Annotated in this window: 23 protein-coding genes; 11 read left to right on the top strand and 12 right to left on the bottom strand. The window is 72.0% G+C overall.

Features of this window, described 5'->3' with window-relative positions; genetic code table 11:
• Nucleotides 1–44: 44 nt before the first annotated feature.
• Nucleotides 45–1,574, bottom strand: coding sequence for a peptide MFS transporter (locus tag ACF1BH_RS21640; protein ID WP_391644481.1), 1,530 nt, complete (start codon nt 1,572–1,574; stop codon nt 45–47).
• Between the two features lie 477 nt (nt 1,575–2,051).
• On the opposite strand from ACF1BH_RS21640, the gene ACF1BH_RS21645 reads away from it, so the two are divergent.
• Together ACF1BH_RS21645 and ACF1BH_RS21650 are read left to right on the top strand one after the other, a co-directional pair.
• A complete protein-coding gene (locus ACF1BH_RS21645) occupies nt 2,052–2,732 on the top strand; it encodes a response regulator transcription factor (RefSeq protein ID WP_030282226.1) in 681 nt (226 codons plus the stop codon).
• An 88-nt stretch (nt 2,733–2,820) separates the two neighbouring features.
• Nucleotides 2,821–4,068: an ATP-binding protein gene (locus ACF1BH_RS21650; protein WP_391644483.1), complete on the top strand. Its 1,248-nt coding sequence runs from the start codon at nt 2,821–2,823 to the stop codon at nt 4,066–4,068.
• A 52-nt stretch (nt 4,069–4,120) separates the two neighbouring features.
• Here ACF1BH_RS21650 and ACF1BH_RS21655 read toward each other — a convergent pair whose 3' ends face one another.
• Nucleotides 4,121–4,642: a GtrA family protein gene (locus ACF1BH_RS21655; protein ID WP_391644485.1), complete on the bottom strand. Its 522-nt coding sequence runs from the start codon at nt 4,640–4,642 to the stop codon at nt 4,121–4,123.
• A 256-nt stretch (nt 4,643–4,898) separates the two neighbouring features.
• On the opposite strand from ACF1BH_RS21655, the gene ACF1BH_RS21660 reads away from it, so the two are divergent.
• From ACF1BH_RS21660 to ACF1BH_RS21670, 3 genes are read left to right on the top strand one after another with little or no spacing between them, the layout of a single operon-like run.
• Nucleotides 4,899–6,029 carry a 5-(carboxyamino)imidazole ribonucleotide synthase gene (locus ACF1BH_RS21660; protein WP_391644577.1) on the top strand — a complete coding sequence of 377 codons (1,131 nt, stop codon included), beginning with the start codon at nt 4,899–4,901 and terminating at the stop codon, nt 6,027–6,029.
• Nucleotides 6,026–6,571, top strand: coding sequence for a 5-(carboxyamino)imidazole ribonucleotide mutase (gene purE, locus ACF1BH_RS21665; RefSeq protein WP_391644487.1), 546 nt, complete (start codon nt 6,026–6,028; stop codon nt 6,569–6,571). Before ACF1BH_RS21660 ends, purE begins: the two co-directional genes overlap by 4 nt.
• Nucleotides 6,571–7,764: a dipeptidase gene (locus tag ACF1BH_RS21670; RefSeq protein WP_391644489.1), complete on the top strand. Its 1,194-nt coding sequence runs from the start codon at nt 6,571–6,573 to the stop codon at nt 7,762–7,764. Before purE ends, ACF1BH_RS21670 begins: the two co-directional genes overlap by 1 nt.
• 89 nt (nt 7,765–7,853) lie before the next feature.
• Here ACF1BH_RS21670 and ACF1BH_RS21675 read toward each other — a convergent pair whose 3' ends face one another.
• Nucleotides 7,854–8,222 carry a VOC family protein gene (locus tag ACF1BH_RS21675; RefSeq protein ID WP_391644491.1) on the bottom strand — a complete coding sequence of 123 codons (369 nt, stop codon included), beginning with the start codon at nt 8,220–8,222 and terminating at the stop codon, nt 7,854–7,856.
• A gap of 74 nt (nt 8,223–8,296) precedes the next feature.
• On the opposite strand from ACF1BH_RS21675, the gene ACF1BH_RS21680 reads away from it, so the two are divergent.
• A complete protein-coding gene (locus ACF1BH_RS21680; RefSeq protein ID WP_391644493.1) occupies nt 8,297–8,860 on the top strand; it encodes a CGNR zinc finger domain-containing protein in 564 nt (187 codons plus the stop codon).
• A gap of 56 nt (nt 8,861–8,916) precedes the next feature.
• Here the strand turns inward: ACF1BH_RS21680 and ACF1BH_RS21685 are convergent, their stop codons facing one another.
• Complete coding sequence (locus ACF1BH_RS21685; RefSeq protein WP_391644495.1) at nt 8,917–10,257, bottom strand: UDP-glucose dehydrogenase family protein; 1,341 nt, start codon at nt 10,255–10,257, stop codon at nt 8,917–8,919.
• A gap of 247 nt (nt 10,258–10,504) precedes the next feature.
• On the opposite strand from ACF1BH_RS21685, the gene ACF1BH_RS21690 reads away from it, so the two are divergent.
• From ACF1BH_RS21690 to ACF1BH_RS21700, 3 genes are all read left to right on the top strand, one after another.
• The gene (locus tag ACF1BH_RS21690) at nt 10,505–11,677 is read left to right on the top strand and encodes an acyl-CoA dehydrogenase family protein (protein WP_391644497.1); all 1,173 of its coding nucleotides are present in this window, start codon (nt 10,505–10,507) and stop codon (nt 11,675–11,677) included.
• 135 nt (nt 11,678–11,812) lie between these two features.
• Nucleotides 11,813–13,786 carry an MFS transporter gene (locus ACF1BH_RS21695; protein ID WP_391644499.1) on the top strand — a complete coding sequence of 658 codons (1,974 nt, stop codon included), beginning with the start codon at nt 11,813–11,815 and terminating at the stop codon, nt 13,784–13,786.
• Nucleotides 13,783–14,331: a MarR family winged helix-turn-helix transcriptional regulator gene (locus ACF1BH_RS21700; protein ID WP_391644501.1), complete on the top strand. Its 549-nt coding sequence runs from the start codon at nt 13,783–13,785 to the stop codon at nt 14,329–14,331. Before ACF1BH_RS21695 ends, ACF1BH_RS21700 begins: the two co-directional genes overlap by 4 nt.
• Before the next feature lie 69 nt (nt 14,332–14,400).
• Here the strand turns inward: ACF1BH_RS21700 and ACF1BH_RS21705 are convergent, their stop codons facing one another.
• Nucleotides 14,401–15,663, bottom strand: a complete 1,263-nt coding sequence (locus tag ACF1BH_RS21705; protein ID WP_391644503.1) for an LCP family protein — start codon at nt 15,661–15,663, stop codon at nt 14,401–14,403.
• Nucleotides 15,664–15,889: 226 nt separating this feature from the next.
• Here ACF1BH_RS21705 and ACF1BH_RS21710 point away from each other — a divergent pair, with 226 nt between their 5' ends.
• Nucleotides 15,890–16,444, top strand: a complete 555-nt coding sequence (locus tag ACF1BH_RS21710) for an acyl-CoA thioesterase (protein ID WP_391644505.1) — start codon at nt 15,890–15,892, stop codon at nt 16,442–16,444.
• Here the strand turns inward: ACF1BH_RS21710 and ACF1BH_RS21715 are convergent.
• From ACF1BH_RS21715 to ACF1BH_RS21725, 3 genes are read right to left on the bottom strand one after another with little or no spacing between them, the layout of a single operon-like run.
• A complete protein-coding gene (locus ACF1BH_RS21715) occupies nt 16,395–16,976 on the bottom strand; it encodes a VanZ family protein (protein ID WP_391644507.1) in 582 nt (193 codons plus the stop codon). The two genes, ACF1BH_RS21710 and ACF1BH_RS21715, sit on opposite strands and share 50 nt — an antisense overlap.
• 38 nt (nt 16,977–17,014) lie before the next feature.
• A complete protein-coding gene (locus tag ACF1BH_RS21720; RefSeq protein ID WP_391644509.1) occupies nt 17,015–17,437 on the bottom strand; it encodes a hypothetical protein in 423 nt (140 codons plus the stop codon).
• Entirely contained in the window at nt 17,428–18,810 is a 1,383-nt protein-coding gene (locus tag ACF1BH_RS21725; protein ID WP_391644579.1) for an LCP family protein, read from the bottom strand. The genes ACF1BH_RS21720 and ACF1BH_RS21725 overlap by 10 nt, the downstream gene beginning before the upstream one ends.
• A 370-nt stretch (nt 18,811–19,180) precedes the next feature.
• Here ACF1BH_RS21725 and ACF1BH_RS21730 point away from each other — a divergent pair, with 370 nt between their 5' ends.
• The gene (locus ACF1BH_RS21730; RefSeq protein ID WP_391644511.1) at nt 19,181–20,203 is read left to right on the top strand and encodes a glycosyltransferase family 2 protein; all 1,023 of its coding nucleotides are present in this window, start codon (nt 19,181–19,183) and stop codon (nt 20,201–20,203) included.
• Nucleotides 20,204–20,277: 74 nt separating this feature from the next.
• On the opposite strand, the gene ACF1BH_RS21735 is transcribed toward ACF1BH_RS21730, so the two are convergent.
• The 4 genes from ACF1BH_RS21735 to ACF1BH_RS21750 all read right to left on the bottom strand — a co-directional run bounded on the left by ACF1BH_RS21735 (nt 20,278) and on the right by ACF1BH_RS21750 (nt 25,598).
• Entirely contained in the window at nt 20,278–22,089 is a 1,812-nt protein-coding gene (locus ACF1BH_RS21735) for an LCP family protein (protein ID WP_391644513.1), read from the bottom strand.
• Between the two features lie 69 nt (nt 22,090–22,158).
• Nucleotides 22,159–23,895 carry an LCP family protein gene (locus tag ACF1BH_RS21740; protein WP_391644515.1) on the bottom strand — a complete coding sequence of 579 codons (1,737 nt, stop codon included), beginning with the start codon at nt 23,893–23,895 and terminating at the stop codon, nt 22,159–22,161.
• 110 nt (nt 23,896–24,005) lie between these two features.
• Nucleotides 24,006–24,560, bottom strand: a complete 555-nt coding sequence (locus ACF1BH_RS21745; protein ID WP_391644517.1) for a hypothetical protein — start codon at nt 24,558–24,560, stop codon at nt 24,006–24,008.
• A gap of 273 nt (nt 24,561–24,833) precedes the next feature.
• Nucleotides 24,834–25,598 (bottom strand): TIGR03089 family protein, encoded by a 765-nt coding sequence (locus ACF1BH_RS21750; RefSeq protein ID WP_391644519.1) that lies wholly within the window; start codon nt 25,596–25,598, stop codon nt 24,834–24,836.
• Between the last annotated feature and the right edge of the window lie 3 nt (nt 25,599–25,601).

Below are 25,601 nucleotides of genomic sequence, written 5' to 3' on the forward strand. Positions count from 1 at the left end.
CCGAGCGTGGTGTGCCGGGCCCTCGTGGTGGGCCGGGGGACGCGTCAGCGCACGTCGCCCATCAGCCCGAGGATCTTCCTGCGGTTCAGCCAGATCGCCACACCCGCCAGGACGGCCAGGGTGGCCTCCGCGGCGAGGACGCCCGTACCGCTCAGGTCGGCACCGGCCGTGGAGAGCAGGCTGACGATGCAGTCGCCCGCGGTGACGGCGAGGAACCAGACGCCCAGCATCTGGCTGGCGTACTTCTCCGGCGCCAGCTTGGTGGTGACCGACAGGCCGACGGGGGAGAGGCACAGCTCACCCATGGTCTGGATCATGTAGACCATGAGCAGCCACATCGGGCTGACCTTGGTGCCGTCCGACGACATCCCCATCGGGACGATGAAGACGAAGTACGAGACGCCGATCATCAGCATGCCGATGGCGAACTTGACCGTGGTGCTCGGCTCCTTGAGGCGCTTGGCCAGCGCCAGCCACATCCAGGCGAAGACCGGGGCCAGCGCCATCACCCAGAGCGGGTTGACGGACTGGAACCACGTCGACGGGAAGTGCAGGCCGAAGACGGTGTCGGCGGTGTTCTTCTCCGCGAAGCCGCTCAGCGTGGAGCCGGCCTGGTCGAAGATCATCCAGAAGACGGCGGCGGCGGCGAAGAACCAGATGTAGCCGCTGACCTTCGTCTGCTCCTCGGCGGACAGATCCTTGTCGCGCTTGATCCGCGCCAGCACCGAGACCGGGATGATCAGGCCGAGCAGCGCGATCGGGATCAGCGCCCAGTTCAGGGTGAAGGTGCCGGTGCCGACGACGATGCCGTAGAAGACCGCGGCCACGGCCAGCCAGATCAGGCCCTTGCGCAGCCAGGAGTTGCGCTCCTGGACGGAGAGCGGGGTCGGCACGGTGCTGCTGATCGGCGAGAGGTGACGGGTGCCGATGGCGAACTGGATCAGACCCAGGGCCATACCGACCGCGGCGGTCGCGAAGCCGAGGTGCCAGTTGACGCTCTGGCCGATGGTGCCGACGACCAGCGGGGCGGCGAAGCCACCGACGTTGATGCCGATGTAGAAGATCGTGAAGCCACCGTCACGGCGCGGGTCCTGCGGACCGTCGTAGAGGTGACCGACCATCGTCGAGATGTTGGCCTTCAGCAGGCCGGAGCCGAGCGCGACCAGTGCCATACCGGCGAAGAACATCGCGGTGCCGGGCACCGCCAGCGTGAGGTGACCGAGGATCACGACGCAACCGCCGATGATCACCGTCTTGCGCGGGCCCCAGACGCGGTCGGCGAACCAGCCGCCGGGCATGGCCAGCAGGTAGACCATCGCGAGGTAGACCGCGTAGATCGCCGACGCCGTGGCCATCGTCATCGCGAGACCGCCGCCCTGGGCCCCGGGCTTGGCATCCGTGCCGCCCGAGATCAGGTACAGAACGAGAAGGGCCCGCATGCCGTAGAAGCTGAAACGCTCCCACATCTCGGTCATGAAGAGAGTGGCCAGTCCGCGGGGGTGGCCGAAGAAGGTCTTGCCGCCGGATGCAGGGTTCCCCTGCGCGGCGGTGTCCTTCGTCAGGCTGGACGCCATGGGTGCTTCCTTGGTCTGCTCGGGACGCGAGGGTCGAACGTCACGCCCGGATGGGGGTCGATGACCGGCACCGGCGTAGACCTGCCCGCGAACCCCACGTCCGAGGGGATCGACGCCACCCGAGGGGGAGCCGGCGGGACGGTCGTACACCGCCATCCACGCCCCCCGTCATTCTTGGCGCGGCGGACCCGGTCGACAGGTCAATCGCTGTGCACCGGGCACGGTGTACCGCACCCTGCACACAACTGGGGACCGCGGACACCCGTGAGGTGCCGAGGGCCCCGGCGGTTGTGCGATGGACGTTCGGCCCACCATACGTCCCGTTCGACCGGCGTTGGGAGGGGTGAGACAACGCTCACATTCGTTGCAGGGAACCATTCCGGCGGGTCGGCAAAGCTCGCCGCCCCCCTGTCGCATATGTCGTCCCGCCCGCCCCGCTCGCCCCCTGGCCACGGTGCATCGGACTACCATCGGGCCATGACCCGTGTACTGCTCGCCGAGGATGACGCGTCCATCTCGGAGCCGCTCGCCCGCGCACTGCGCCGCGAGGGTTACGAAGTCGAGGTGCGCGAGGACGGCCCCACGGCGCTCGACGCCGGCCTCCAGGACCACATCGATCTGGTCGTACTCGACCTGGGACTGCCCGGCATGGACGGCCTGGAGGTCGCGCGCAGGCTGCGCAACGAAGGTCATTCCTTCCCCATCCTGGTGCTGACCGCCCGCGCCGACGAGGTGGACACCGTCGTCGGTCTGGACGCCGGCGCCGACGACTACGTCACCAAGCCCTTCCGCCTCGCCGAACTGCTCGCCCGCGTCCGGGCGCTGCTGCGGCGCGGTTCCACCGCCGAACCGCAGCAGCCGCCGGCCACCCACGGCGTGCGGATCGACGTCGAATCGCACCGTGCGTGGATGGGCGACGAGGAGCTGCAGCTCACCGCCAAGGAGTTCGACCTGCTGCGGGTGCTGGTGCGGGACGCGGGCCGGGTCGTCACCCGTGACCAGTTGATGCGTGAGGTCTGGGACACCACTTGGTGGTCGTCGACGAAGACCCTCGACATGCACATCTCCTGGCTCCGCAAGAAGCTCGGCGACGACGCCGCCAACCCGCGCTACATCGCCACCGTCCGGGGCGTCGGCTTCCGCTTCGAGAAGAGCTGACGCACCCGGGGCCCGGCCGCGGCCGCGGGCAGGCCCTGCCGGGCGGGACGCCGAGACAGACCACCGCAACCCCCGCCCGGAGGGCACCGTGCGCCGCCGCCTGATCAACTCCACCCTCGCGGTGGTGCTCGTCGTGATCGCCGTCTTCGGCCTCTCGCTCGTCGTCGTCGAGACCCGCACCATCCAGGCGGGCGCCCAGGAGAGCGTGGCGTCCGAGGCGGTGCGGCTGGTCGGCATCGTCGAGAGCCGGATCGGCAGCGGCGAGAAGGTCACGCCGGACGCCCTCTCCGAACAGATCACCGTCCACCGCTACGCCCGGATCAAGGTGCCCGGCAAGGCGCCGATCGAGATCGGCACCCGGCCCACCGGTGACGTCATCCAGTCGCAGGTCTCGGGCGACCGCGGGGAGCAGGTCACCGTCCAGGAGTCGCGCGCCGCCGTCAACGAGGAGATCGGCCGCACCCTGCTGGTCATCCTGGCGGTGGCGCTGCTGGCGATCGTCGCCGCGGTGGGGCTCGCGATCCGCCAGGCCCACCGGCTCACCGCGCCGCTCACCGACCTCGCCGAGACCGCCGAACGCCTCGGCTCCGGCGACCCCCGCCCCCGCCACCGCCGCTACGGCGTCCAGGAGCTGGACCGGGTCGCCGATGTGCTGGACTCCAGCGCCGAGCGGATCGCCCGGATGCTCACCGCCGAGCGCCGCCTCGCCGCCGACGCCTCCCACCAGCTGCGCACCCCGCTGACCGCGCTCTCCATGCGGCTGGAGGAGATCACGCTCACCGACGACCCGGACACCGTCAAGGAAGAGGCCACCATCGCGCTGGCCCAGGTCGAGCGGTTGACCGACGTGGTCCAGCGGCTGCTCACCAACTCCCGTGACCCGCGGTCCGGCTCCGCCGTCGCCTTCGACCTCGACGAGATCGTCAAACAGCAGGTCGAGGAGTGGCGGCCCGCCTACCGCAGCGCCGCCCGCTCCATCGTCCGCTCGGGGAAGAAGGGGCTGCGGGCCGTCGGCACGCCGGGCGCGGTGGCGCAGGTGCTCGCCACCCTGATCGAGAACTCGCTGATGCACGGCGACGGCACGGTCGCGCTGCGCACCCGGGTCACCGGCAACCAGGCGGTGGTGGAGGTCACCGACGCGGGCCCCGGCGTCTCCGCCGACCTCGGCTCACGGGTCTTCGAGCGGACCGTCTCCGGCCGCAACTCCACCGGGCTCGGCCTCGCCGTCGCCCGCGATCTGGCGGAGGCGGACGGCGGACGGCTGGAACTGCTCCAGCAACGCCCGCCGGTCTTCGCCCTCTTCCTGGCCCGCGAGGCGGAGCCGCCGGAGGCGTGAGCGCGCGCCTCGTCGCGGGTCCGGGGCCCGCTGACCGCCCGGGTCCGGCCCGTTACCCGCGCGGGGCGCCGTGCGCCTGCGGCTGCCGCTCCCGCGCCTGCTCGGGCTCGCGGGGCAGCGCGTCCGGCAGCGGCTCGGTGCCGTCCGGTGTGCGGAAGACCCAGGTGCGGTACGACCAGAAGCGGAAGAGGGTGGCGACGCCGATGCCGAGGAACTTGAAGACGTTGCTCTGCAGCGGGGAGTCCCAGCCGAAGCCGTACGTCGCCGCGTAGAGCATGCCGTTCTCGATGATCAGTCCGGCGATGCTGAACAGCAGGAAGAGCGAGAGTTCGCGGGTGCGGCCCTGCTTGTCGCGGTCGCGGTAGGTGAAGTAGCGGTAGCCGAGGTAGTTGGTGCCGGTGGCCACGACCGTCGCGATGACGCTGGCCCGCACGACCGGCAGCTCCGTCAGATGCCGTACGAGGTTGAAGACCGCGAAGTTCACGATCACCCCGGCGCCGCCGACGGCACCGAACTTGGCGACCTCCCGCAGGAGCTGCTCCAGCCGCGACCGCAGCGCGCTCCGTTCACTCATGGTGATCGTCTTGCTCCCTGTCGGTGGCGGCCGGCCCGGCCGGTCGTCCCGGACCGCCCCTCATGCTAACCAGCGTTTCCCGGACGTCGCCGCGCGCGGGCGCGCGCAGCGACGCCCGCCCGAGGTGATACGGAAGATCACGCTCCGCACACTGCCCCCGCCGTACGGCCACTCTCGGACGATCCTCCAAACACCACCCTTCGGAGTGGCACGCCCGTACGGATACGCTGGGGGCGTGACGTTCCCGGTAGTCGGCATGGTCGGTGGCGGTCAGCTCGCCCGTATGACCCACGAGGCGGGCATCCCCCTCGGCATCAAGTTCAAGCTCCTCAGCGACACCCCGCAGGATTCGGCGGCCCAGGTGGTCAGCGAAGTCGTCATCGGCGACTACCGCGACCTGGACACGCTGCGCTCCTTCGCGCGTGGCTGCGATGTGATCACCTTCGATCACGAGCACGTACCCACCGAGCACCTGAAGGCGCTGGAGGCGGACGGCATCCCCGTCCGCCCCGGCCCCGAGGCGCTGGTGCACGCCCAGGACAAGGGGGTGATGCGGGCGAGACTGGACGCGCTGGGCGTGCCCTGTCCCCGGCACCGCATCGTCTCCGGTCCCGAGGACGTGGAGGCGTTCGCCGGGGAGGGCGACGGGTTCCCGGTGATCCTCAAGACGGTCCGCGGCGGCTACGACGGCAAGGGCGTCTGGGTCGTACGTTCCTCCAAGGAGGCGGCCGAGCCGTTCCGGGCCGGGGTGCCCGTGCTGGCCGAGGAGAAGGTCCCCTTCACCCGCGAACTGGCCGCCAACGTCGTCCGCTCACCGCACGGCCAGGCCGTCGCCTACCCCGTCGTGGAGTCCATCCAGGTCGACGGCGTCTGCGACACGGTCATCGCCCCGGCGCCCGGTCTGGACCCCGATCTCGCGGCGCACGCCCAGGAGATGGCGCTGCGGATCGCGGCGGAGCTGGGCGTCGTCGGTCACCTCGCGGTCGAGCTGTTCGAGGTCCCCGGTCCCGACGGCGAGCCGCGGGTGCTCGTCAACGAACTGGCGATGCGCCCGCACAACTCCGGCCACTGGACCCAGGACGGCGCGATCACCTCGCAGTTCGCCAACCACGTCCGCGCCGTGCTCGACCTCCCGCTCGGCGACCCGCGCCCGCGCGCCCCGTGGACGGTGATGGCCAACGTCCTCGGCGGCGACTACCCGGACATGTATTCCGCGTACCTCCATTGCCTGGCACGCGATCCGCAGCTGAAGATCCACATGTACGGAAAGGACGTGAAGCCCGGCCGGAAGGTCGGTCACGTCAACACCTACGGCGACGACCTTGCCGACGTGCGCGAGCGCGCCGCGCACGCCGCCGGCTACCTGCGAGGAACGATCACCGAATGACCAACAGCTCCCCCGGCACCGCGCCGCTCGTCGGCATCGTCATGGGCTCCGACTCCGACTGGCCCGTGATGGAAGCCGCCGCCAAGGCGCTCGACGAGTTCGAGATCCCCTACGAGGTCGACGTCGTCTCCGCGCACCGGATGCCGCACGAGATGATCGCGTACGGCGAGGAGGCCGCCGGGCGCGGTCTCAAGGCGATCATCGCGGGCGCCGGGGGAGCCGCCCATCTGCCGGGCATGCTCGCCTCCGTCACGCCGCTGCCGGTGATCGGGGTGCCGGTGCCGCTGAAGTACCTGGACGGCATGGACTCGCTGCTCTCCATCGTGCAGATGCCCGCCGGGGTGCCGGTCGCGACGGTCTCCGTCGGCGGCGCCCGCAACGCCGGGCTGCTCGCCGCGCGGATGCTCGCCGCGCACGACGAGGAACTGCTCGGCCGGATGCGGGAGTTCCAGCAGGAGCTGAACGACCAGGCCACCGAGAAGGGCAAGCGGCTGCGGAACAAGGTCGCCTCCCCGGCCGGCTTCGGCTTCGGGAGCAAGTGATGACGGCCGCCGCGGTGGACCCGCGCATCGCCGCTCTGCTCGCCGAACACCCCGTCGTCGACGGCCACAACGACCTGCCCTGGGCGCTGCGTACACAGGTCGGCTACGACCTGGACCGCCGCGACATCGCCGGTGACCAGTCGGAGTTCCTGCACACCGACATCCCGCGGCTGCGGGCCGGCGGCGTCGGCGCGCAGTTCTGGTCGGTGTACGTCCGCGCCGACTTCGCGGGTGACACGGCGGTCAGCGCCACCCTCGAACAGATCGACGTGGTGCGGCGGATGGCCGCCCGCCACCCCGAGGCGCTGCGGCTCGCCTTCACCGCCGACGACATGGAGGCGGCGCGCGCCGACGGCGTCATCGCCTCGCTGATGGGCGCCGAGGGCGGCCACTCCATCAACAACTCGCTGGCCACCCTGCGGGCCCTGCACCGGCTGGGCGTCCGCTACCTGACGCTCACCCACAACGACAGCCTCGCCTGGGCGGACTCCGCGACGGACGAGCCCCGCGCCGGTGGCCTCAGCGCCTTCGGCGAGGAGGTCGTGCGGGAGATGAACCGCCTCGGCATGCTCGTCGACCTCTCGCACGTCGCCGCCACGACGATGCGGGACGCGCTGCGGGTCTCCACCGCGCCGGTGATCTTCTCGCACTCCTCGTCCCGCGCGGTCTGCGACCACCCGCGGAACATCCCCGACGACGTCCTGGAGCAGCTGCCCGCCAACGGCGGCACCGCGATGGCGACCTTCGTGCCGAAGTTCGTGCACCAGGAGGTCGGCCCCTGGGTGCTGCGGGCCGACGAGAACATGCGGGCCCACGGCTTCCACCACCTCGACACCACGCCCGAGGCGATGGCGGTGCAGCGGGAGTTCCGGGCGGCGCACCCGATGCCGGAGGCGACCGCGGCGATTGTCGCCGACCACCTCGACCACATGCGGGAGGTCGCCGGCGTCGACCACATCGGGCTCGGCGGCGACTACGACGGCACCGCCTTCACCCCGACCGACCTGGCGGATGTGGCGAGCTACCCGAACCTGCTCGGCGAGCTGCTGGACCGTAAGTGGTCCACCGCCGATCTCGCCAAGCTGACCTGGCGCAACGCGGTCCGCACGCTGCGGGACGCGGAGGACGTGGCCCGCGCGGAGCAGGCCCGCCGCCCGGAGTCGATCGCCACGATCGAGCAGCTGGACGGCTGAGCGCACCCCCTCACGCACCGGCGGGCCCTGTCACGGACGGGGCCCGCCGGTGCGCTTCGTGCCTCCGGGCCGGCGGGGCCGCGCCGCCGTCAGCCGACGAAGCAGAGGCAGAACGGGTGGCCGGCCGGGTCCAGGTAGACCCGCCAGCTCTGCCGGGCGTCGTCCTGCTGGACCAGCTTCGCGCCGAGGGCGAGGGCCTTCTCCTGCGCCGCCTCGGCGTCCGCGCGCCGTACGTTGAAGTCGAGGTGGCACTGCTGGGGCTGCTCCTGGCCCGGCCACTGGGGTGGCCGGTGGTCCGGCACCTCCTGGAACGCGAGCCGGCGGCCCTGCGGTCCGACGGCCTCGAACCAGTCCCCCTCGCCCGTCACCCGCCAGTCGAGCAGCTCGGCGTAGAAACCGGCGAGCGCCCGCGGGTCGGGACAGTCCAGCGCGACGACACCCAGCTCGATCAGCGCCATGTCGTTACCTCCTCAAGCCGTTTACGGGTAACTGCGTTACTGCATGATGGCGGTCGGCCGGTAACGTGGCAAGGGTGGCGGACCGAACAGCGCCGGCGTCCCTCCTTCCGGTGCAGGACCTGGTGAACACCCTCGACATCGAGACCGGCACGGACGCGCTGACCGCGGACGGCGGGCTCGACGCCTTCCTCGCCGCCCACGGCCTGCCCCCGCTCGCCCCCGCGGACGGCGGCCCGGCGGCCCTGCGCGCCCTGACCGAGCTGCGGGAGGCGCTGCGCACCGTCTGCCTCGCGCACACCGCGGGCGGCCCCCCGCCGCCCGCCGACGCCCGGGCCCTGGACCGGCTGCTGGCCCGCGGCCCGCTCGTCCTCGCGCTCGCCCCCGACGGCGCCCCCGCGCTCCGCCCGGCCGCCGGGCTGCGCGGTGCCGACCGGCTCGTCGCACTGCTGGCCGCCGCTGTGGCCACGGCCGCCGCCGACGGCACCTGGCCGCGTCTGAAGGCGTGCGAGGCCCACGACTGCCGGTGGGTGTTCTACGACCGGAGTCCGGCCGGGCGCAGCCGCTGGTGTTCCATGGCGGTCTGCGGCAGCCGGGCGAAGATGCGCAGCTACCGCGCCCGCCGCGCGGAATCCGGCTGAAACGCACGACCGCCCGGCCGGAGCGGGCCCGGCCGGGCGGAACGGAGAAGACGGGGTTACGCCTGCGGACGCCCCAGCGCCCGGTAGCTCCAGCCGGCCTTCCGCCACAGCTCCGGGTCGAGGGCGTTGCGGCCGTCCAGGATGCGGCGTTCGGCGGCCACCTCGCCCAGCACCGCCGGGTCCAGCTCCCGGAACTCCCGCCACTCGGTCAGATGCAGCACCGCGTCCGCACCGCGGACCGCCTCCAGCGCGCCGGCCGCGTAGCCCAGCGTCGGGAACAGCCGCCGGGCGTTCTCCATGCCCTTCGGGTCGTAGACGGTGACCTGGCCGCCCTGGAGGTGGATCTGGCCCGCGACGTTGAGGGCGGGGGAGTCGCGGACGTCGTCGGAGTCCGGCTTGAAGGTGGCGCCGAGGACGGCGATCCGCTTGCCGAGGAAGCTGCCGCCGACTGCGTCCCGGGTCAGCTCGACCATGTGGCCGCGGCGCCGCATGTTGATCGAGTCGACCTCGCGCAGGAAGGTCAGGGCCTGGTCCGCGCCCAGCTCACCGGCGCGGGCCATGAACGCCCGGATGTCCTTGGGCAGGCAGCCGCCGCCGAAGCCGACGCCGGCGCGGAGGAACTTCTTGCCGATCCGCTCGTCGTGCCCGATCGCCTCGGCCAGCTTCATCACATCGCCGTCGGCCGCCTCGCACACCTCCGCCATGGCGTTGATGAACGAGATCTTCGTCGCCAGGAAGGAGTTGGCGGCGGTCTTCACCAGCTCGGCGGTCGGGTAGTCCATGACGACGAACGGCGAGCCCTCGGCGACCGGCTTCTCGTAGATCTCCCGCAGCAGCGCCTCGGCCCGCTCGCTCTCGACGCCGACGACGATCCGGTCCGGGTGCAGGGTGTCGTTCACCGCGAACCCCTCGCGCAGGAACTCCGGGTTCCACGCCAGCTCCGCCGCCTCGCCCGCCGGTGCCGCCGCGGCCAGCAGCCGCGACAGCCGCGCCGCGCTGCCCACCGGCACCGTCGACTTGCCGACGACCAGCGCCGGACGGGTCAGATGCGGGGCGAGCGAGGTGAAGGCGCTCTCGACGTACGACATGTCGCAGGCGTACTCGCCGTGCTTCTGCGGGGTGTTCACGCAGACGAAGTGCACATCGCCGAAGGCCCCGGCCTCCTCGTAGGAGGTGGTGAAGCGCAGCCGGCCGGTGGAGCCCTCGATCCCGTCGATGTGGCGCCGCAGCAGCTCCTCCAGTCCCGGTTCGTACATCGGGACCTCGCCGCGCCGCAGCATCTCGATCTTCTCGGGGACGACGTCCAGCCCCAGGACCTCGAAGCCGAGCTCGGCCATGGCGGCGGCGTGGGTGGCGCCGAGGTAGCCGGTGCCGATCACGGTGATCTTGAGGGCCATGGATGCTCCAAACCAGTTTTCGGCGCGGCGCGCCGGTGTGCGGTGTGCGGGATCGGTGACGGACGGGCGAAAAGGCGCTGACCGAGCATAGTCGGGCCCCTGTGGACGGGCGTCGGGCACCGGCCACCGGGGAACGGATGGTCTGTCGGCAACCTCACGTATCCCGTCGGGCCCGGGGCGCCTAGAATCCGGAGCGGAACGGGTTACTTAACGGTAGTTAGCTCAGCTCTCAGGGGAGTGAGAAACCTTGGCGGGAACCGCTGATTTCGATCTGTACCGGCCGTCGGAGGAGCACGACATGCTCCGTGAGTCGGTGCGTGCCCTCGCCGAGGCGAAGATCGCACCGTTCGCCGCCGCCGTCGACGAGGAGGCGCGCTTCCCGCAGGAGGCGCTCGACGCGCTGGTCGCCAACGACCTGCACGCCGTCCACGTACCGGAGACCTACGGCGGCGCCGGCGCCGACGCGCTCGCCACCGTGATCGTCATCGAGGAGGTCGCCCGGGTCTGCGGTTCGTCCTCGCTGATCCCGGCGGTCAACAAGCTCGGCTCGCTCCCGGTGATCCTCTCCGGCTCGGAGGAGCTGAAGGCGAAGTACCTGGGCCCGCTGGCCAAGGGCGACGCGATGTTCTCGTACTGCCTGAGCGAGCCGGACGCCGGTTCGGACGCGGCGGGCATGAAGACCAAGGCCGTCCGCGACGGTGACTACTGGGTCCTCAACGGCGTGAAGCGCTGGATCACCAACGCCGGTGTCTCCGAGTACTACACGGTCATGGCCGTCACCGACCCGGAGAAGCGGTCCAAGGGCATCTCCGCCTTCGTCGTCGAGAAGGGCGACGAGGGCGTGTCCTTCGGCGCCCCCGAGAAGAAGCTCGGCATCAAGGGCTCGCCGACCCGCGAGGTCTACCTCGACAACGTCCGCATCCCTGCCGACCGCATGATCGGCGCCGAGGGCACCGGCTTCGCCACCGCGATGAAGACCCTCGACCACACCCGCATCACCATCGCCGCGCAGGCGCTGGGCATCGCCCAGGGCGCGCTGGACTACGCCAAGGGCTACGTCCGCGAGCGCAAGCAGTTCGGCAAGCCGATCGGCGACTTCCAGGGCGTGCAGTTCATGCTCGCCGACATGGCGATGAAGGTCGAGGCCGCCCGCCAGCTGACCTACGCCGCCGCCGCCCGCTCCGAGCGCATCTCGGCCGGCGGCAAGGACGAGGACCTCACCTTCTTCGGCGCCGCCGCCAAGTGCTACGCCTCCGACGCCGCGATGGAGATCACCACCGACGCCGTCCAGCTCCTCGGCGGCTACGGCTACACCCGCGACTACCCGGTCGAGCGCATGATGCGCGACGCCAAGATCACGCAGATTTACGAGGGCACCAACCAGGTGCAGCGCATCGTCATGGCGCGGAACCTGCCGTAAGGCGGTACCCCACTCGGAAATGACGGCCCCCGGCGTTCCCGCCCGGGGGCCGTTCCGTGTCTCTGGCCGTGCGCGGCGGCCGGGACTAAATTGGTTGATGTCAAGCAAGTGAACGTCCCGGTGGGAGTGGTCCCCGTGGGAAATTCCGCTGACGATCCGGTGCCTCGCGCCGCCGCGGGCCGTGAGCCGCGGTGGGTTCCCGGGCCACGCCACAAGTGGGTCGCGCTGTCGAACACGACCCTCGGGGTGCTGATCGCCTCGATCAACATGTCGATCATGCTCATCGCGCTGCCCGACATCTTCCGCGGCATCGGCGTCGATCCGCTGCGCCCGGGCAACACCGGGCTGCTGCTCTGGCTGATCATGAGCTATCTCGTGGTGACCGCCGTGCTGGTGGTCAGCTTCGGGCGGCTCGGCGACATGTACGGGCGCACCCGGATGTACAACCTCGGCTTCGCCGTCTTCACGGTCTTCTCGGTGCTGCTCTCCGTGACCTGGCTGCACGGCACGGCCGGGGCGCTGTGGCTGATCGGGATGCGGGTGCTCCAGGGCGTCGGCGGGGCGCTGCTGATGGCGAATTCCAACGCGATCCTCACTGACGCCTTCCCCGCCCGGCAGCGCGGTCTCGCCCTCGGGCTCAACCAGGTCGCCGGGATCGCGGGCTCCTTCGTCGGGCTGGTGCTCGGCGGACTGCTCGGGCCGGTCAACTGGCGGCTGGTCTTCCTCGTCTCGGTGCCGTTCGGCGTCTTCGGGACGGTCTGGGCGTATCTGAAGCTGCGCGACACCGGCATCCGCACCCCCGCCCGGCCCGACTGGTGGGGCAACGTCCTCTTCGCCGCCGGACTCATCGCCGTCCTCGCCGGGATCACCTACGGGATCCAGCCCTACGCCGGGCACACCATGGGGTGGACCAACCCCGGGGTGCTGGGCGCGCTGGCCGGCGGGGTGGCGCTGCTCGTCGTCTTCTGTGTCGTCGAGTCGAAGGTGGCCGAGCCGATGTTCCGGCTCGGGCTGTTCCGGATCCGGGCGTTCACCGCGGGCAACCTCGCCAGCCTGCTCGCCTCGCTGGGCCGCGGCGGTCTGATGTTCCTGCTGATCATCTGGCTCCAGGGCATCTGGCTGCCCCGGCACGGCTACGGCTTCACCGAGACCCCGCTGTGGGCCGGTATCTACATGCTGCCGCTGACGCTCGGGTTCCTGGTGGCGGGGCCGGTCTCCGGATGGGCCTCGGACCGGTTCGGGGCCCGGACCTTCGCCACCGGCGGGATGCTGCTGGCGGCCGCGACGTTCGTGGCGCTGGACCGGCTGCCGGTCGACTTCGACTACCGCGTCTTCGCCGTGATCCTGCTGCTCAACGGCGTCGGCATGGGCCTGTTCGCCGCGCCCAACCGGGCCGCGGTGATGAACAGCCTGCCGCCCGACCAGCGTGGCGTCGGCGCCGGGATCTCCACCACGTTCCAGAACTCCGCGATGGTCCTCTCCATCGGCATCTTCTTCTCCCTGATGATCACGGGGCTGGCCGCCTCCCTGCCGCACGCCCTGACCGACGGCCTGACCGCGCAGGGCGTACCGGCCGCGGACGCCGCCAAGGTCGCCGCCCTGCCACCGGTCGGCGTGCTCTTCGCCTCGCTGCTGGGCTACAACCCGATCCGTACGCTGCTCGGCCCGCAGGTCCTCGACGGGCTGCCGCACGGCCACGCCGCCTATCTGACCGGCCGGGAGTTCTTCCCGCAGCTGATCTCCGGCCCGTTCTCCCAGGGGCTGTCGGTGGCGTTCGGTTTCGCTCTGGTCGCCTGCCTGATCGCCGCGGTGGCCTCGCTGCTGCGCGGCGGGCGGTATGTGCACGACGAGCGGGCCGGGGGAGGAGCCGGGCGCCGCGGGGCGGTCGCGGCCCCGGCCGGGGAGGCGTCCGGGGCCGGGGCGGCGGCCGGGGCCCGGCGGCCCGCCGCCGTACGCTCCGGGGGCCCGGCCGGTCCGCCCGGCCCGGCCCCGGCGGCCGGATCCTCGGCGCCCGGCCGCCCGACCGGCCCCGCACCGCGCCCCGGCCGGGGCGCGGCACCGCCCGGCGGTGGCACGCCCCCGCCCCCGACCTCGGGAGGCCCCGGATGACTACCGCCGATCCGGCCGACCGGCCGCTCCCGGCGGCGGGCGGCGGACCGGAAGCCCCGCGTACGCCGTCCCCCGCCGCACCGGCCGGCACCGCCGAGGCCGCGGGCCGGCTCCGCGCCGCCCTGTTGCGGCTGCTCCCCCTCGTGCGGGGCGACCGGGCCCACCCCGACCTCACCCCGAGCCGTCTCGCGGCGCTCGCGGTGCTCGACGCGTACGCGCCGCTGCGGATCGGTGAGCTGGCGGCGCGGATGGACATCGCGCTCTCCACGACCTCCCGCATGGCCGACCTGCTCGACTGCTCCGGCTGGCTCGTGCGCCGCCCCGACCCCGAGGACCAGCGGGCCAGCCTGCTCGCCCTCAGCGACGCCGGGCGCGCGCTGCTGCACTCCGTACGCCGGGAGAGCACCAGCCGCCTCGCCCTGGAGATCGCCGCCCTGCCGCCCGACCGGCGCCGCCTGCTGTGCGAGGCGCTCCCGGCGCTGGAGGAACTGGCCGAGCGGTCCCGCGCGCCGCGCCGGGGTGCCCGGCCCGCCCCGGACCGCTGACCGTTCCGTGTACGGCGACGGCCCCCGGCGCGGTGCCGGGGGCCGTCGTGCCGTACGGGGACGGAGCGGTCAGTTGCCGTCCGCGACGGTGACCTTCTCGTCGTTGTTGAGCTGCTGGACGAGCTGCTGGACCTTGGGCTTGTCCCAGATGACGAAGCCGTCCCTGATGCCGGACATCGGCATGTTCAGCGAGGTGCCCTCACCGCTGTTGACGCCCTTCATCGCGAAGAACATGTTGCCCAGGCTCCACAGGCTCATGTCCTTGTCGACGATGAGGGTGTCCAGGCCCGCGCCGAGCGTCGGGTAGAGCTGGAAGGGGTTGAGCACCGTGCCCGGCGACGCCGCCTGGTTGGCGAGCGCGGCGAGGAACTTCTGCTGGTTCTTGGTGCGCGCCAGGTCGCTGGTGGCGAACGCCTTACGGGCGCGGACGAAGGCGAGCGCCTGCGAGCCGTTGAGCGTCTGCTTGCCCGCCTGGAAGTCGGAGCCGGAGTCCTTGTCCTTGAACGCCTTGGGGATGTCCAGCTCCACGCCGCCGATCGCGTCCACGATGTTGGCGAAGCCGGCGAAGCCGATCTCGACGTAGTGGTCGATGTGCAGCTTGGTGTTGTACTCGACGGTCCGCACCAGCAGCTCGGGGCCGTCCTCGGCGTACGCCGCGTTCAGCTTGGTGCGGCGGCCGGTGCCCGGGTACTTCTTCCCGGACTCGGAGCCGACGAAGGAGGGTATCTCCACGCCGGAGTCGCGCGGCAGCGAGATCAGCGTGGGGCCGTTGCTGCCGTCGTGCAGGATCATCATCGAGTCGGTGCGCTTGCCCTCGACGGACCCGGTGTGGAGGTTCTTCTTCTGCTCGGAGGTCATGCCCTCGCGGCTGTCCGAGCCCACGATCAGGTAGTTGGTGCCGTCGCCCGCCTCGGGCCGGTCGATGACCTTGCTCAGGTCCACCTCGCGGCGCAGCTTGCCGTCGGCCCAGAAGTAGGTGGCGACGGAGGCGACCGCGACGACCACCACGACGGTCAGCACCGTCCACTTGATGCGGCGGCCCCAGTTCGGACGCGGCCGGGAGCCCCGGCCGCCCTGCTGCGGGCCGCCGGGCCCGCCACCGCCGTAGACCTGGCCGGTGTTGTAGCCGTCGTAGTCGTCGTAGCCCTGCGCCTGCTGCGGAGGTACGGAGCCGCGGTACGGGCCCGCTCCCGTCCCCGGGCGGCCGTAGCCGGGCCCGGCGTCCCGCCGCACCTGCGGCATGGCGCGTGCGCCTTCCGGCCGGGCGCCGCCACTGCCGCGTCCGTACCCGCGCTGGTCGCGGGAGGGTCCGTTCCCGTGCCACTCATTCATACGAGGAGTGTGCCTGCCGCGGTGCGGGGTCTTACAGGGCGGGGGTGGAATCGGGGCGCGGCTGTTGCAGAGCTGATGCAAAGCGGGCCCGCAGACCCCGAACGGATGTGACCATTCCGACGTGGCGGAGGAAAACCGCATGACGGACGCCCGCGACGGCGCCGCACGGCAGCCGAAGGCCCGTCCTCCCGGCGGGCCCGCCACCGCCACCGCTTAGGGTGGACGCATGACCGAACTCGTGACCGACGACGAGGAGGGCGCCCCCGCGGGCAAGCCCACCCACGTCTCCCGCACCACGCTGTCGCACATCATGACCGCCGCGGACACCAACCTGCTGGGCACGGTGCACGGTGGCGTGATCATGAAACTGGTCGACGACGCGGCGGGCGCGGTCGCGGGACGGCACTCCGGCGGCCCCGCCGTCACCGCCTCCATGGACGAGATGGCCTTCCTGGAGCCGGTCCGCGTCGGCGACCTGGTGCATGTGAAGGCGCAGATCAACTGGACCGGCCGGTCCTCCATGGAGGTCGGCGTCCGGGTCATGGCCGAGCGGTGGAACGAGTCCACCCCGGCCACCCAGGTCGGCTCCGCCTACCTCGTCTTCGCCGCCGTCGACGCCGAGGGCAAGCCCCGCCCGGTGCCGCCGGTGATCACCGAGACCGAGCGTGACCGCCGCCGCTACCAGGAGGCGCAGATCCGCCGCACCCACCGCCTCGCCCGGCGTCGCGCGATCATGGAGCTGCGCGCACGGCACGCCGCCGAGGGCCTGAACGACGCATGACGGCGGCGGCCCACCGGGCCAGCGCCGCCAGCCCCAGGCCCAGGCCCGCCCCCGCCGCCCCGCTCAGCACATCGTTCACATCCGCGATCCGGCCCGCCCGCATCACCGCCTGCGCCGCCTCGACCACCACACACAGCGCCACGCTCAGCCCGAACGCCCCCGCCGCCGAGCGCCGCCCCGCCGCGAACCGCAGCAGCAGCGGCACCGGCAGATAGAGCGCCGCGCCCGCCAGCTGCTCCCGGACCAGTACCGGCGCCTCGTCCGGCAGCAGCGGCGCGCCCGGGTCGAACAGCTCCGCGCCGGGCAGCCACCACACCGTCGCATCGCCCGAACCGACCGGCTGCACCGGCGCCAGCGTCGCCACCAGCAGCAGCGCCAGCCACCCGGCGAGCAGCACCCCGGCCGTCCGGCGCGGCCACGGGTCCGCCGCGTCGCGGCCCTCCCACAGCGCCAGCCCGGTGCCCAGGGCCAGCGCCCCCAGCAGGTGGAGCGCCACGGTCGTGGGCGTGATGCCCCAGATCAGCTGCCACACGATGCGCCCTCCGGAACCCGCCGCCGCCGACCTCCGGGTCAGCCGCAGCTCCACTTGGTGACGTAGACCCGCTCCCCGTGCTCCATCACTCCGCGGATGCACTCCCCGGCCGCCATCCCCACCCGGCCGCGCAGGGTGGCCGCGCCGCCGGAGGTGCGGACGGTGCCGAACCACCCGGGGAACGCGGTGATCCGGGAGTCCTTGCGCTGGTAGCCCAGGCGTACCGCGATCTCGCCGGGGGCGGTCGCGCGCCCGCGCCGGTAGTGCGCGGTGTAGACGCCGGGGCGGCCCACCGGGCCGCGCAGACACAGCAGCCCGCCCGTCGGACCGCCGCAGCCGACCGGCGCCGCCGGAGCCGGCGGGGCGGCCGCCGCCACCGTCGCCACCAGGCAGAGCGCGGCCGTCAGCCCCGCCCGCCGGGCGTACGGGCGACGGGGCCGCACCGGCCCGGTCACGGGCACGCGGCCTCGTCGCCGGTGACCGCCGCGATGCCCGGGGCACCGGGCGTCGGTTCCTCGGCCCGCACCGGGTGCACCCCGGTGTAGTCCTGCCCGGCCGTCACCCGCAGCACCGGGCCCTGCCCCGGCACCTTGCGCAGCTCGGCGCCGGGCAGCGCGGCGGCCAGGGTCTGCGCCGAGCGGTCCCAGCGCGGATCGTACGAGATGAGCGTCTTCGGGTGCGGGCCGTCCGGCGCGTCCGCGGGGACGCCCGTCGGGACGAATCCGGCCGACCCCAGCGCCTTGGCGACGGCCTTGGCCAGTCCGTGCCGGTCGGTGCCGTTGTCGACCCGGACCCGGATCTGGTCCGGCGGGACGTCCACCACGGTCGGCCGCGGCCCGCTCGCCGCCTTCTTCGGCGCGGTGAGCGGCTTGTCGTCCCGCAGCGCCCGGAAGACCTTCTCGGCGGCGACCGGGTCCCAGCGCACCGTCGTCCCGCCGCCCGGCAGCCGCACCCCCTCGCGGGCGAGCGGTACCGACAGGAACTCCGACGACGCGGGCGTGAAGCCGCGCATCGCCTGTCCCAGGTCGACCAGGTCGTCGGCGGTGAAGTCGGAGTCGGCGCGGACCGACGTCAGCATCGCCTCGGCGACCTGCCGGAACCGCACCGGGTTCAGCAGCACCCCGGACGAGGTCACCTTGTGGATCAGCGACGCCAGGAACCGCTGCTGGCGCTGCATCCGGCCGAGGTCCGCGGAGCCGTCGATATGGCGGGAGCGGACGTACTGGAGGGCCTGCCCGCCGTTGAGCGTCGCCTTCCCGGCGGGCAGATCGAGACCGGTGTAGCTGTCCTTCAGCGGCCGTACGGTGCAGATGTCCACCCCGCCGACGGCGTCCACGCTCCGCATGAAGCTGGTGAAGTCGACCTCCAGATAGTGGTCGATGTGCACACCCGTCATGTGCTCGACGGTGCGGACGGTCAGCCCCGGCCCGCCCTCGGCGTACGCCGCGTTCAGCTTGACGGCGTGCCGGGGCCGCTGCCGCCCGGTCGCCTCGTCCTTGTGGGCGGGCACCTCGGCGTACGAGTCGCGCGGCAGGCTGACGACGCTGGCGCGGTCCCGCCCGGCGGAGAGGTGCACCAGCATCAGGGTGTCCGTGCAGTGACAGGGCGCCCCGCCGAGGTGGTACTTCCGCTTCTCCGCCGGCGTGATCTTGTCCCGGCCGTCGGTGCCGACGACCAGGAAGTTCAGCCCGTCCCCGCCGGTCGGCCGCTCCTGCTCCGGCATCCCCTGGAACGGGTGGACCCGCCCGATGCCCTCCTCCACGCCGGTGACCATGGCGTGCCCGACGCCGCTCGCGGTCATCAGCAGCACCGAGGCGACGGAGGCGATCCGCAGCCCCCAGCGCCTGCGCGGTGAGCGCCCGCGCTCCCGGGCGGTGCGGCGCACTGCGGAACGGGCGGGGCGGGACGGAACGGTCAACGGGGGACACCTCCGCGGCGGGACGGATGTGAGCGGTGGCCGCCCGCCGCGGCCCTGCCACGGCGGGCGGGGCGGGCGGAGCGATCCGGCGGAAACTGCGGGAACACAGTAAGTCGATACGATCTACTGCAAAGTCCTACACGCCGGGCCCCGGCCGCCCCACCACCCGCCTGCCGTCCGTTGCCGTCACTCATAAGCGGTAACGTGAGCCGGGATATCGCACTCTCCCGGCGAGCGCTGCCGTCCGCGACGGCGGCTCCGCCGCGGGCCGTCCCCCCGAGGAACCATGCCCCAGCAGCAGCCCCCGGCCGTCTCCGTGATCATGCCGGTGCTCAATGAGGAACGTCACCTGCGCAACTCGGTCCGGCACATCCTGGAGCAGGAGTACGCCGGCGAGATGGAGGTGGTGATCGCCGTCGGCCCGTCCGCGGACCGTACGGAGGAGATCGCCGCCGAGCTCGCGGCCGAGGACCCGCGGGTGCAGACCGTCGCGAACCCCACGGGCCGCACCCCCGCCGCGCTGAACGCCGCGATCAAGGCGTCGAGCCACCCGATCGTGGTCCGCGTCGACGGCCACGGCATGCTCTCGCCGAACTACATCGCCACCGCCGTCCGGCTCCTGGAGGAGACCGGCGCGCAGAACGTCGGCGGCATCATGCACGCCGAGGGCGAGAACGCCTGGGAGGACGCGGTCGCCGCCGCGATGACCTCGAAGATCGGCGTCGGCAACGCCGCCTTCCACACCGGCGGCCAGGCCGGTCCCGCCGACACCGTCTACCTCGGCGTCTTCCGCCGCGAGGCGCTGGAGCAACAGGGCGGCTACAACGAGGAGTTCATCCGCGCCCAGGACTGGGAGCTGAACTACCGCATCCGCGAGGCCGGCGGCGGCGTGTGGTTCTCGCCCGAGCTGAAGGTTCAGTACCGCCCCCGGCCCAGCGTCAGGGCGCTGGCCAAGCAGTACAAGGACTACGGCAAGTGGCGCCACGTCGTCGCGCGCTACCACTCCGGCTCGATCAACCTGCGCTACCTCGCCCCGCCGACCGCGGTCTGCGCCATCGCCGCCGGCGTCGTCGTCGGCGCCGCCGTCACCCCCTGGGGCTTCGTCGTCCCGGCCGGATATCTGGCCGCCATCACCGCGGGCTCCGTCCCGGCGGGCAAGGGCCTCTCCCTGAAGGCGCGCGCCCAGATCCCGGTCGCGCTCGCCACCATGCACATGGCCTGGGGCGTCGGCTTCCTGACCAGCCCCCGCTCGCTGGCCCGCAAGGTCATCGCCAGCCGCCGCCCGGCGGTGAAGCCCGCGACGCCGTAGCGGTACGGACCTGACGCACATGAGAGGGGCGGGCCACGGCGGCCCGCCCCTCTCATGTGTGCGCCCGGGGGGCGTCAGAAGGTGTAATTCGGGTTGACCTTCATGCAGGCCTTGTCGTCCTCGCCGTTGAGCGTGCTGTCGTTCTTCGGCGCCTTGCTGGAACCGTCGTCGCCGGCGGCCTTCGGGTAGGCGGTGCCGGTGCGCCAGTCGCCGCCGACGATCAGACGCAGCCCGCCGGCCGAACTGCTCTCCCGCACCGCGCTCTTCGGCAGCCCGATCTCCTTCGCCAGCGCCAGCGCATCGCCGCGCAGCTTCTTGTCGCTGTACTCGACGGTGGTGTCCGCCTGGCTGATCAGCTGGGAGTCGGTACCCGCGGCGGTGTAGCCGAGCTGCGCGAGATGCTGCTGCACCACGGCGGCGCGGCCGGGGGCCGGGCCGAGGACGGTGCTCTGGGTGCCGTTCTGGACGGTGACGTGCAGCTGGTCCTTGGACATCGACGGCTTCGGGTCCGGGGCCTTCTTCTTCTTGCCGGTGTCCTTGCCGTCCAGCCCGGTGTCGTTGCGCAGCAGCGCGAAGGTCTGCTCCGCCTCGACCGGCTTCGGGATCACGTACTTCTCACCGGGGCCGTACTCCCACGGCATGGTGATCATCGTGATCCGCTTGGTGGGCACCTCCCGGAGCTGGCCCGCCAGGTCGTAGAGCTTCATGGGGGTGCCCAGCTCGTCGTCGACGGTGAGCGCCTTGGTGGCGGCCTCGGCGAGGTCGCGGAGCTTGCCCGGGTCGGTGAGCTTGGTGCCCGCCTTGAGCTGACGGACCATCGAGTTCATGTACATGTGCTGGGCCTTGGCCCGCGCGATGTCGGTGTTGTCCTCGAAGCCGTAGCGGGTCCGGAGCCACTGGAGCGCCTGGACGCCCTTGATGGAGTGGGTGCCCTTGGTGAGCTTCAGCCCGCTGCCGTGACCGTCGCTGCGGTTGTGCGAGTAGATGTTGTTGTCCACGCAGACGGGGACGCCGCCGATGGCGTCGGCCATGTCCACCACGCCGCCGAAGTCGACCATCATGAAGTGGTCGATGTAGACGCCGGTCAGCTCTTTCCAGGTGGCGACGGTGCAGCCCGGACCGCCGTGCTGGAGTGACTGGTTGATGGCCGCGGTGGTCTGCGGATAGACGTGGCCGTCGTCCGGGTCGGTGCACTTGGGGATCGGCACGCGGGTGTCGCGCGGGATCGACATCACCGACATGTTGCTGCGGTCCGCCGAGACGTGCAGCAGCATCTGGACATCGCCCAGCGGCTTGCGGTCGCGGTCCTCCGCGGCGCCGCCCAGCTCGATGTTCTTGTCGTTGTTCCGGCCGTCGGAGCCGATCAGCAGGATGTTCAGCGGCGTCTGCCCGAAGGCGTTCGGCTCCGGCTTGCGCAGCCCGCTGTCGCCGAGGTCCAGCTTGTCCTTACGGATGTTGGCGGTGAGGTGCTGGTAGTAGAGGTACCCCGCCCCGGCACCGCCGACGAGCAGGAAGCCCAGGCCCAGCGCGGTCCAGCGCAGTGCACGGCCCTTACGGCGGCGTCGGCGTCCGCCGTGCGCGGAGGTTTCGGCGGCTCTGCGCCGGCCGCCGCGTCCCCCCTTGCCGCCTTTGGCGGCCGTGATGCTTCTGCCGTCGCTCTTGGCGTCCGTCTTGCCGTCGGTCTTGTCGCTCTTGCCCTCGCCGGCGCCGTCCGCGGACACGGCGTCGGCGCCGGCTATCCAGCCGGGGGCGTCCGGCGGCGGGCCGGCGTCCTCGTAGAGGCTGTCGTCCCAGCCCAACTGCTCTGCCTCCGGCTGCTGTTGCTCTTGTCGGTTTCCGGACCGGCGTCGGCGCGGTCGCTCGCCGCGCACACTGCTCTGCCGCATCGGGCCCTCTCCCCGGGTCGGTAAATGGTGCGCTCGGCGCCTGTGCGGGGCGGCCGCTGCTCGTTCAGGTCACTTGGCGCAGACGTTCTTGTCATCTGCATTGACGTTCTGCACGCCGTCCGGGGTTTCGGTCGGCGCCTCAATAGGGGTTCCGGGGGCGGTGAAGTCCTTGCCGAGGGTCAGTTTCATCGGCACCCGGTCACCGGCGTCCGTGGTGGACTCCTTGAGTGCGCTCTTCGGCAGACCCAGCCAGTCGGCCAAAGTGGCGGCCTGGTCGGCCTGGTTGGGGGCGTACTCAAGGCGGGTGGTGGCCAGCTTCGCCGGTGCGTTGCCCGCGTTGGTGGAGAGCTTGGCGGCCTTCGCGTTCTGCAGCCAGTCCACGGTCTCCTGCGCCGCGCCCAGTGGCCCGCCGCCGTTGGTGACGTCGACACGGACCAGCTCCGGCGGCGCCTTCTTCACCGGTGCCTTCTTCTTCCCCTTCCCCTTGCCCTTCTTCGCGAGCATGTGGTCGGCCTGAACCATCTTGAACAGGGGTTCGGCCTTGCTCTTGTCGAGTATGACGGTGGCGGCGTCCTGTGGGTTGTCCAGGACGGGCACAGTGGCGAAGGTAATTTTGTCGATGTCGACCTGCTTGAGGTCGGTGCCCAGGTCGAGCAGCTTCTTCGCGCTGCCGATACCGGTGTCGACGGTCAGCGCCTTGGTCGCCGCCTGGCTGATGTCGTAGAGCTTGGACGGGCTGCTGAACGCGTCCGACTTGATCTTCCGGATCATCGAACTGAGGAACTGCTGCTGCAGTTCGATCCGGCTGAGGTCGCTGCCGAAGCCGACGGTGTGCCGGGTACGGACGAACGCCAGCGCCTGCTCGCCCTTGACGATGTGCCGGCCGGCCTTCAACTTCAGGTGCGACTTGGGGTCGTTGATGTCCTTCGCGGCGCAGACCTCCACGCCGTTGACCGCCTCGGAAAGCTCCTTGACGGCGTTGAAGTCCGCCATCATGAAGTGATTGATCTTCAGACCGGTCAGCTGCTCGACGGTCCGCCAGGTGCAGCCGGGGTCCCGGCCCTCCTGTCCGAGGCTGGTGTTGAACCGCACCCCGCTCTCGCCGGGGATGGTCTTCGTCGACCCGTCCTTCTGCTTCGTCGGGCACGCCGGGATGTTGGTGATCATGTCGCGCGGAATGCTCAACGCGGTGGCGTTCGTACGGTCCTTGGAGACGTGCATCAGGATCGTGGTGTCCGCGTGCCCGACGCTGCCGTTGTCGCCGTAGCCCTCGTTGCCCTTACCCGAGCGGGCGTCGGTGCCGATGATCAGGATGTTCACCGGGCCGTCGGAGACCGCGTCGTTCTCGATGCCGACGTCGACCTTGGCGATGTTCCCGTTGAGCTGCTGGTAGAGGTAGAACACCCCGCCGCCGCCCGCCAGCACCACGAAGCCGAGCACCCCGGACGTCCACAGGAGGGCCTTGCGCTTCCCGGACTTCTTCGGCTTGGCCTTGCGGCGGCCGGAGGTGGCGGGCCCGGCGCCGCCGCGGGCGGCCTTACGGGCTGCGGCGCGGCCACCGGGGCGCGGCGCGTCCTTCGCCGCGGCGGAGGAGCGGCGGTCGCGCTGCGTGGGGAGTTCGCGGGTGTCGGTGTCGTCCCGCGGCGCGGTGGGGGCGCGCCGGGAGCGTCTGGGTGCGGGATCGGGTGCTGCCGGTTCGGGTGCGGCGTCGAGCCGCAGCTCGTACTTACCGGTGCTGGGGTTGAGTACCCACTGATCGGCGGGGTCGACGTTGTCCCCCGCCCGCCCACGGCCTTGCGCGTCCACGGTGCCCTGCATCCTCCGTCGGTGCCACGCGGCGCCTCCCCTCGGGCGCACGGTCGGACCTGTGTTTCACGTTCGTTCGTCCGGCTGGTCTGCGGACCGGATCACTCACACTATCCGCCAAGTTCAGCGTGGAACGCCGCCCGTGACAAATTCCACTTCCCTACAACTGGGCAATCCGCCCAATCCATTCGAGTCGTTGGCAGGACCTTTGCGGCATTTTTATTCGCAGATCCCGCGCGCTGCGGTGGTTCCGGAATGGGCGGCCACGAAGGAGTCGGCGGCGCAGGGGAACTGGCCGTCTTCTCACCGGAGGATGCCGTATCCGAGGCGTTCGGTGAAGGGGTACGGCCGGAGTTGCCGAAGCCGTCCGGGCCGCCGGGCGCACGGAAGAGCTGGTCGGCGGCGGGGTGCGGCAACCGGCCGGGAGGGGCGTCGGCGCGGTACCCGGTACGCGGCACGGTCATGAACCGCACATGTCCGGCGGGAATGGCGCGCATGTCGCGGACCAATTCGCGGAGACCGGTGAGGGAAGCCGACGCCTTGTCGGTGGTGCGGGAACTCGTTGCGGCATCCGGCAACGGATAGCGGCGGGCCGGATTGCGCACCACACCATTGCTCTGCACTTTCTTCACACGGGGGTCAAGGAACTGCTGTACGCGTTCCATACGCTGCGTGGCACTTCCGTTACCGGGACTCTTGCGGCGCGGAAAAACCCGGGGCTTCTTCGCCGCGCGGGATCTGCCGCCCGGCCGGGAGATCGAGCCGCGCCTGTCGGCGGACTTCTTGACGGTACGGACGGTGTGGGCGGCGGACGCGAAGGCCGCGGGGAACGGCCGGAGCCGCGGCTCGGCCGGGCCGCGGCGCACGCAGGGGGGCGTGCCGGAGCGCGCGGCGGGGCGTGCTCCGGCGCCCGGCGGGCAGCGGTCGGGACGCCGCGGTCAGAGCGCGGCGGACGGCGCCTGGAAGGTGACCTGTTCGCTCTGCACGCGGGCCGCGGCGGCGGTCTCGTCCAGCCGCTCCGCGTGGCGGCAGAGCACCACCGAGCCGCCGGTGGCCAGCGGTGCGTACAGCCCGTAGGACAGGCCCGGCCAGCCGTCGTACGCCAGGCTCGACAGCACCCGGGGCGCGGCCGGCATCCCGGCGGCGCGGGCGTCGGCCAGCGCACGGTCGACGACCTCGGCGCCGGTCAGCTCCTCGCCGTCCACGGACAGCGCCGCATCGTCCGCGGCCACCGGGGCGAACGGCGCGAAGCGGTCGCCCTGGGACGGGACCTCCACCGCGTAGTCGGCGAACCCCGCCGGGGCCTGCGGGAACCGGCCGCCCAGGGGCCGCAGGGCCAGCGCCACCCGCTCGCCGGTGCAGGCGCGCGCGGTCTCCAGCCGGTCCGGGCCGCTGACCACCACATCGGCGGCGGCCGGGTCGCCGTCGACGTCGACCAGCACCCCCACGGACGAGGCGGCCACCAGCCACACCGCGGTCTGCCAGTGGGCGGGCAGCAGCAGCGCGAGACGGTCGCCGGGGCCGGCGGCCAGATCGCCCTGGAGGTAGTTGGCGGTCTTCGCCACCCAGTTGGCGAAGGTCGCGACGGACAGCTCCACGCGCTCACCGGTGGCGTCGTCGTAGAAGGTCACGAGGGGGCGGGCCGGATCCGCGGCGAGCGCGGAACGCAGCAGGCCGGCGGGGGTGCGTTCGGTGGCGTTCACGGT

The sequence above is a fragment of the Streptomyces sp. NPDC014733 genome, from assembly GCF_043083385.1.
GTDB lineage: Bacteria > Actinomycetota > Actinomycetes > Streptomycetales > Streptomycetaceae > Streptomyces.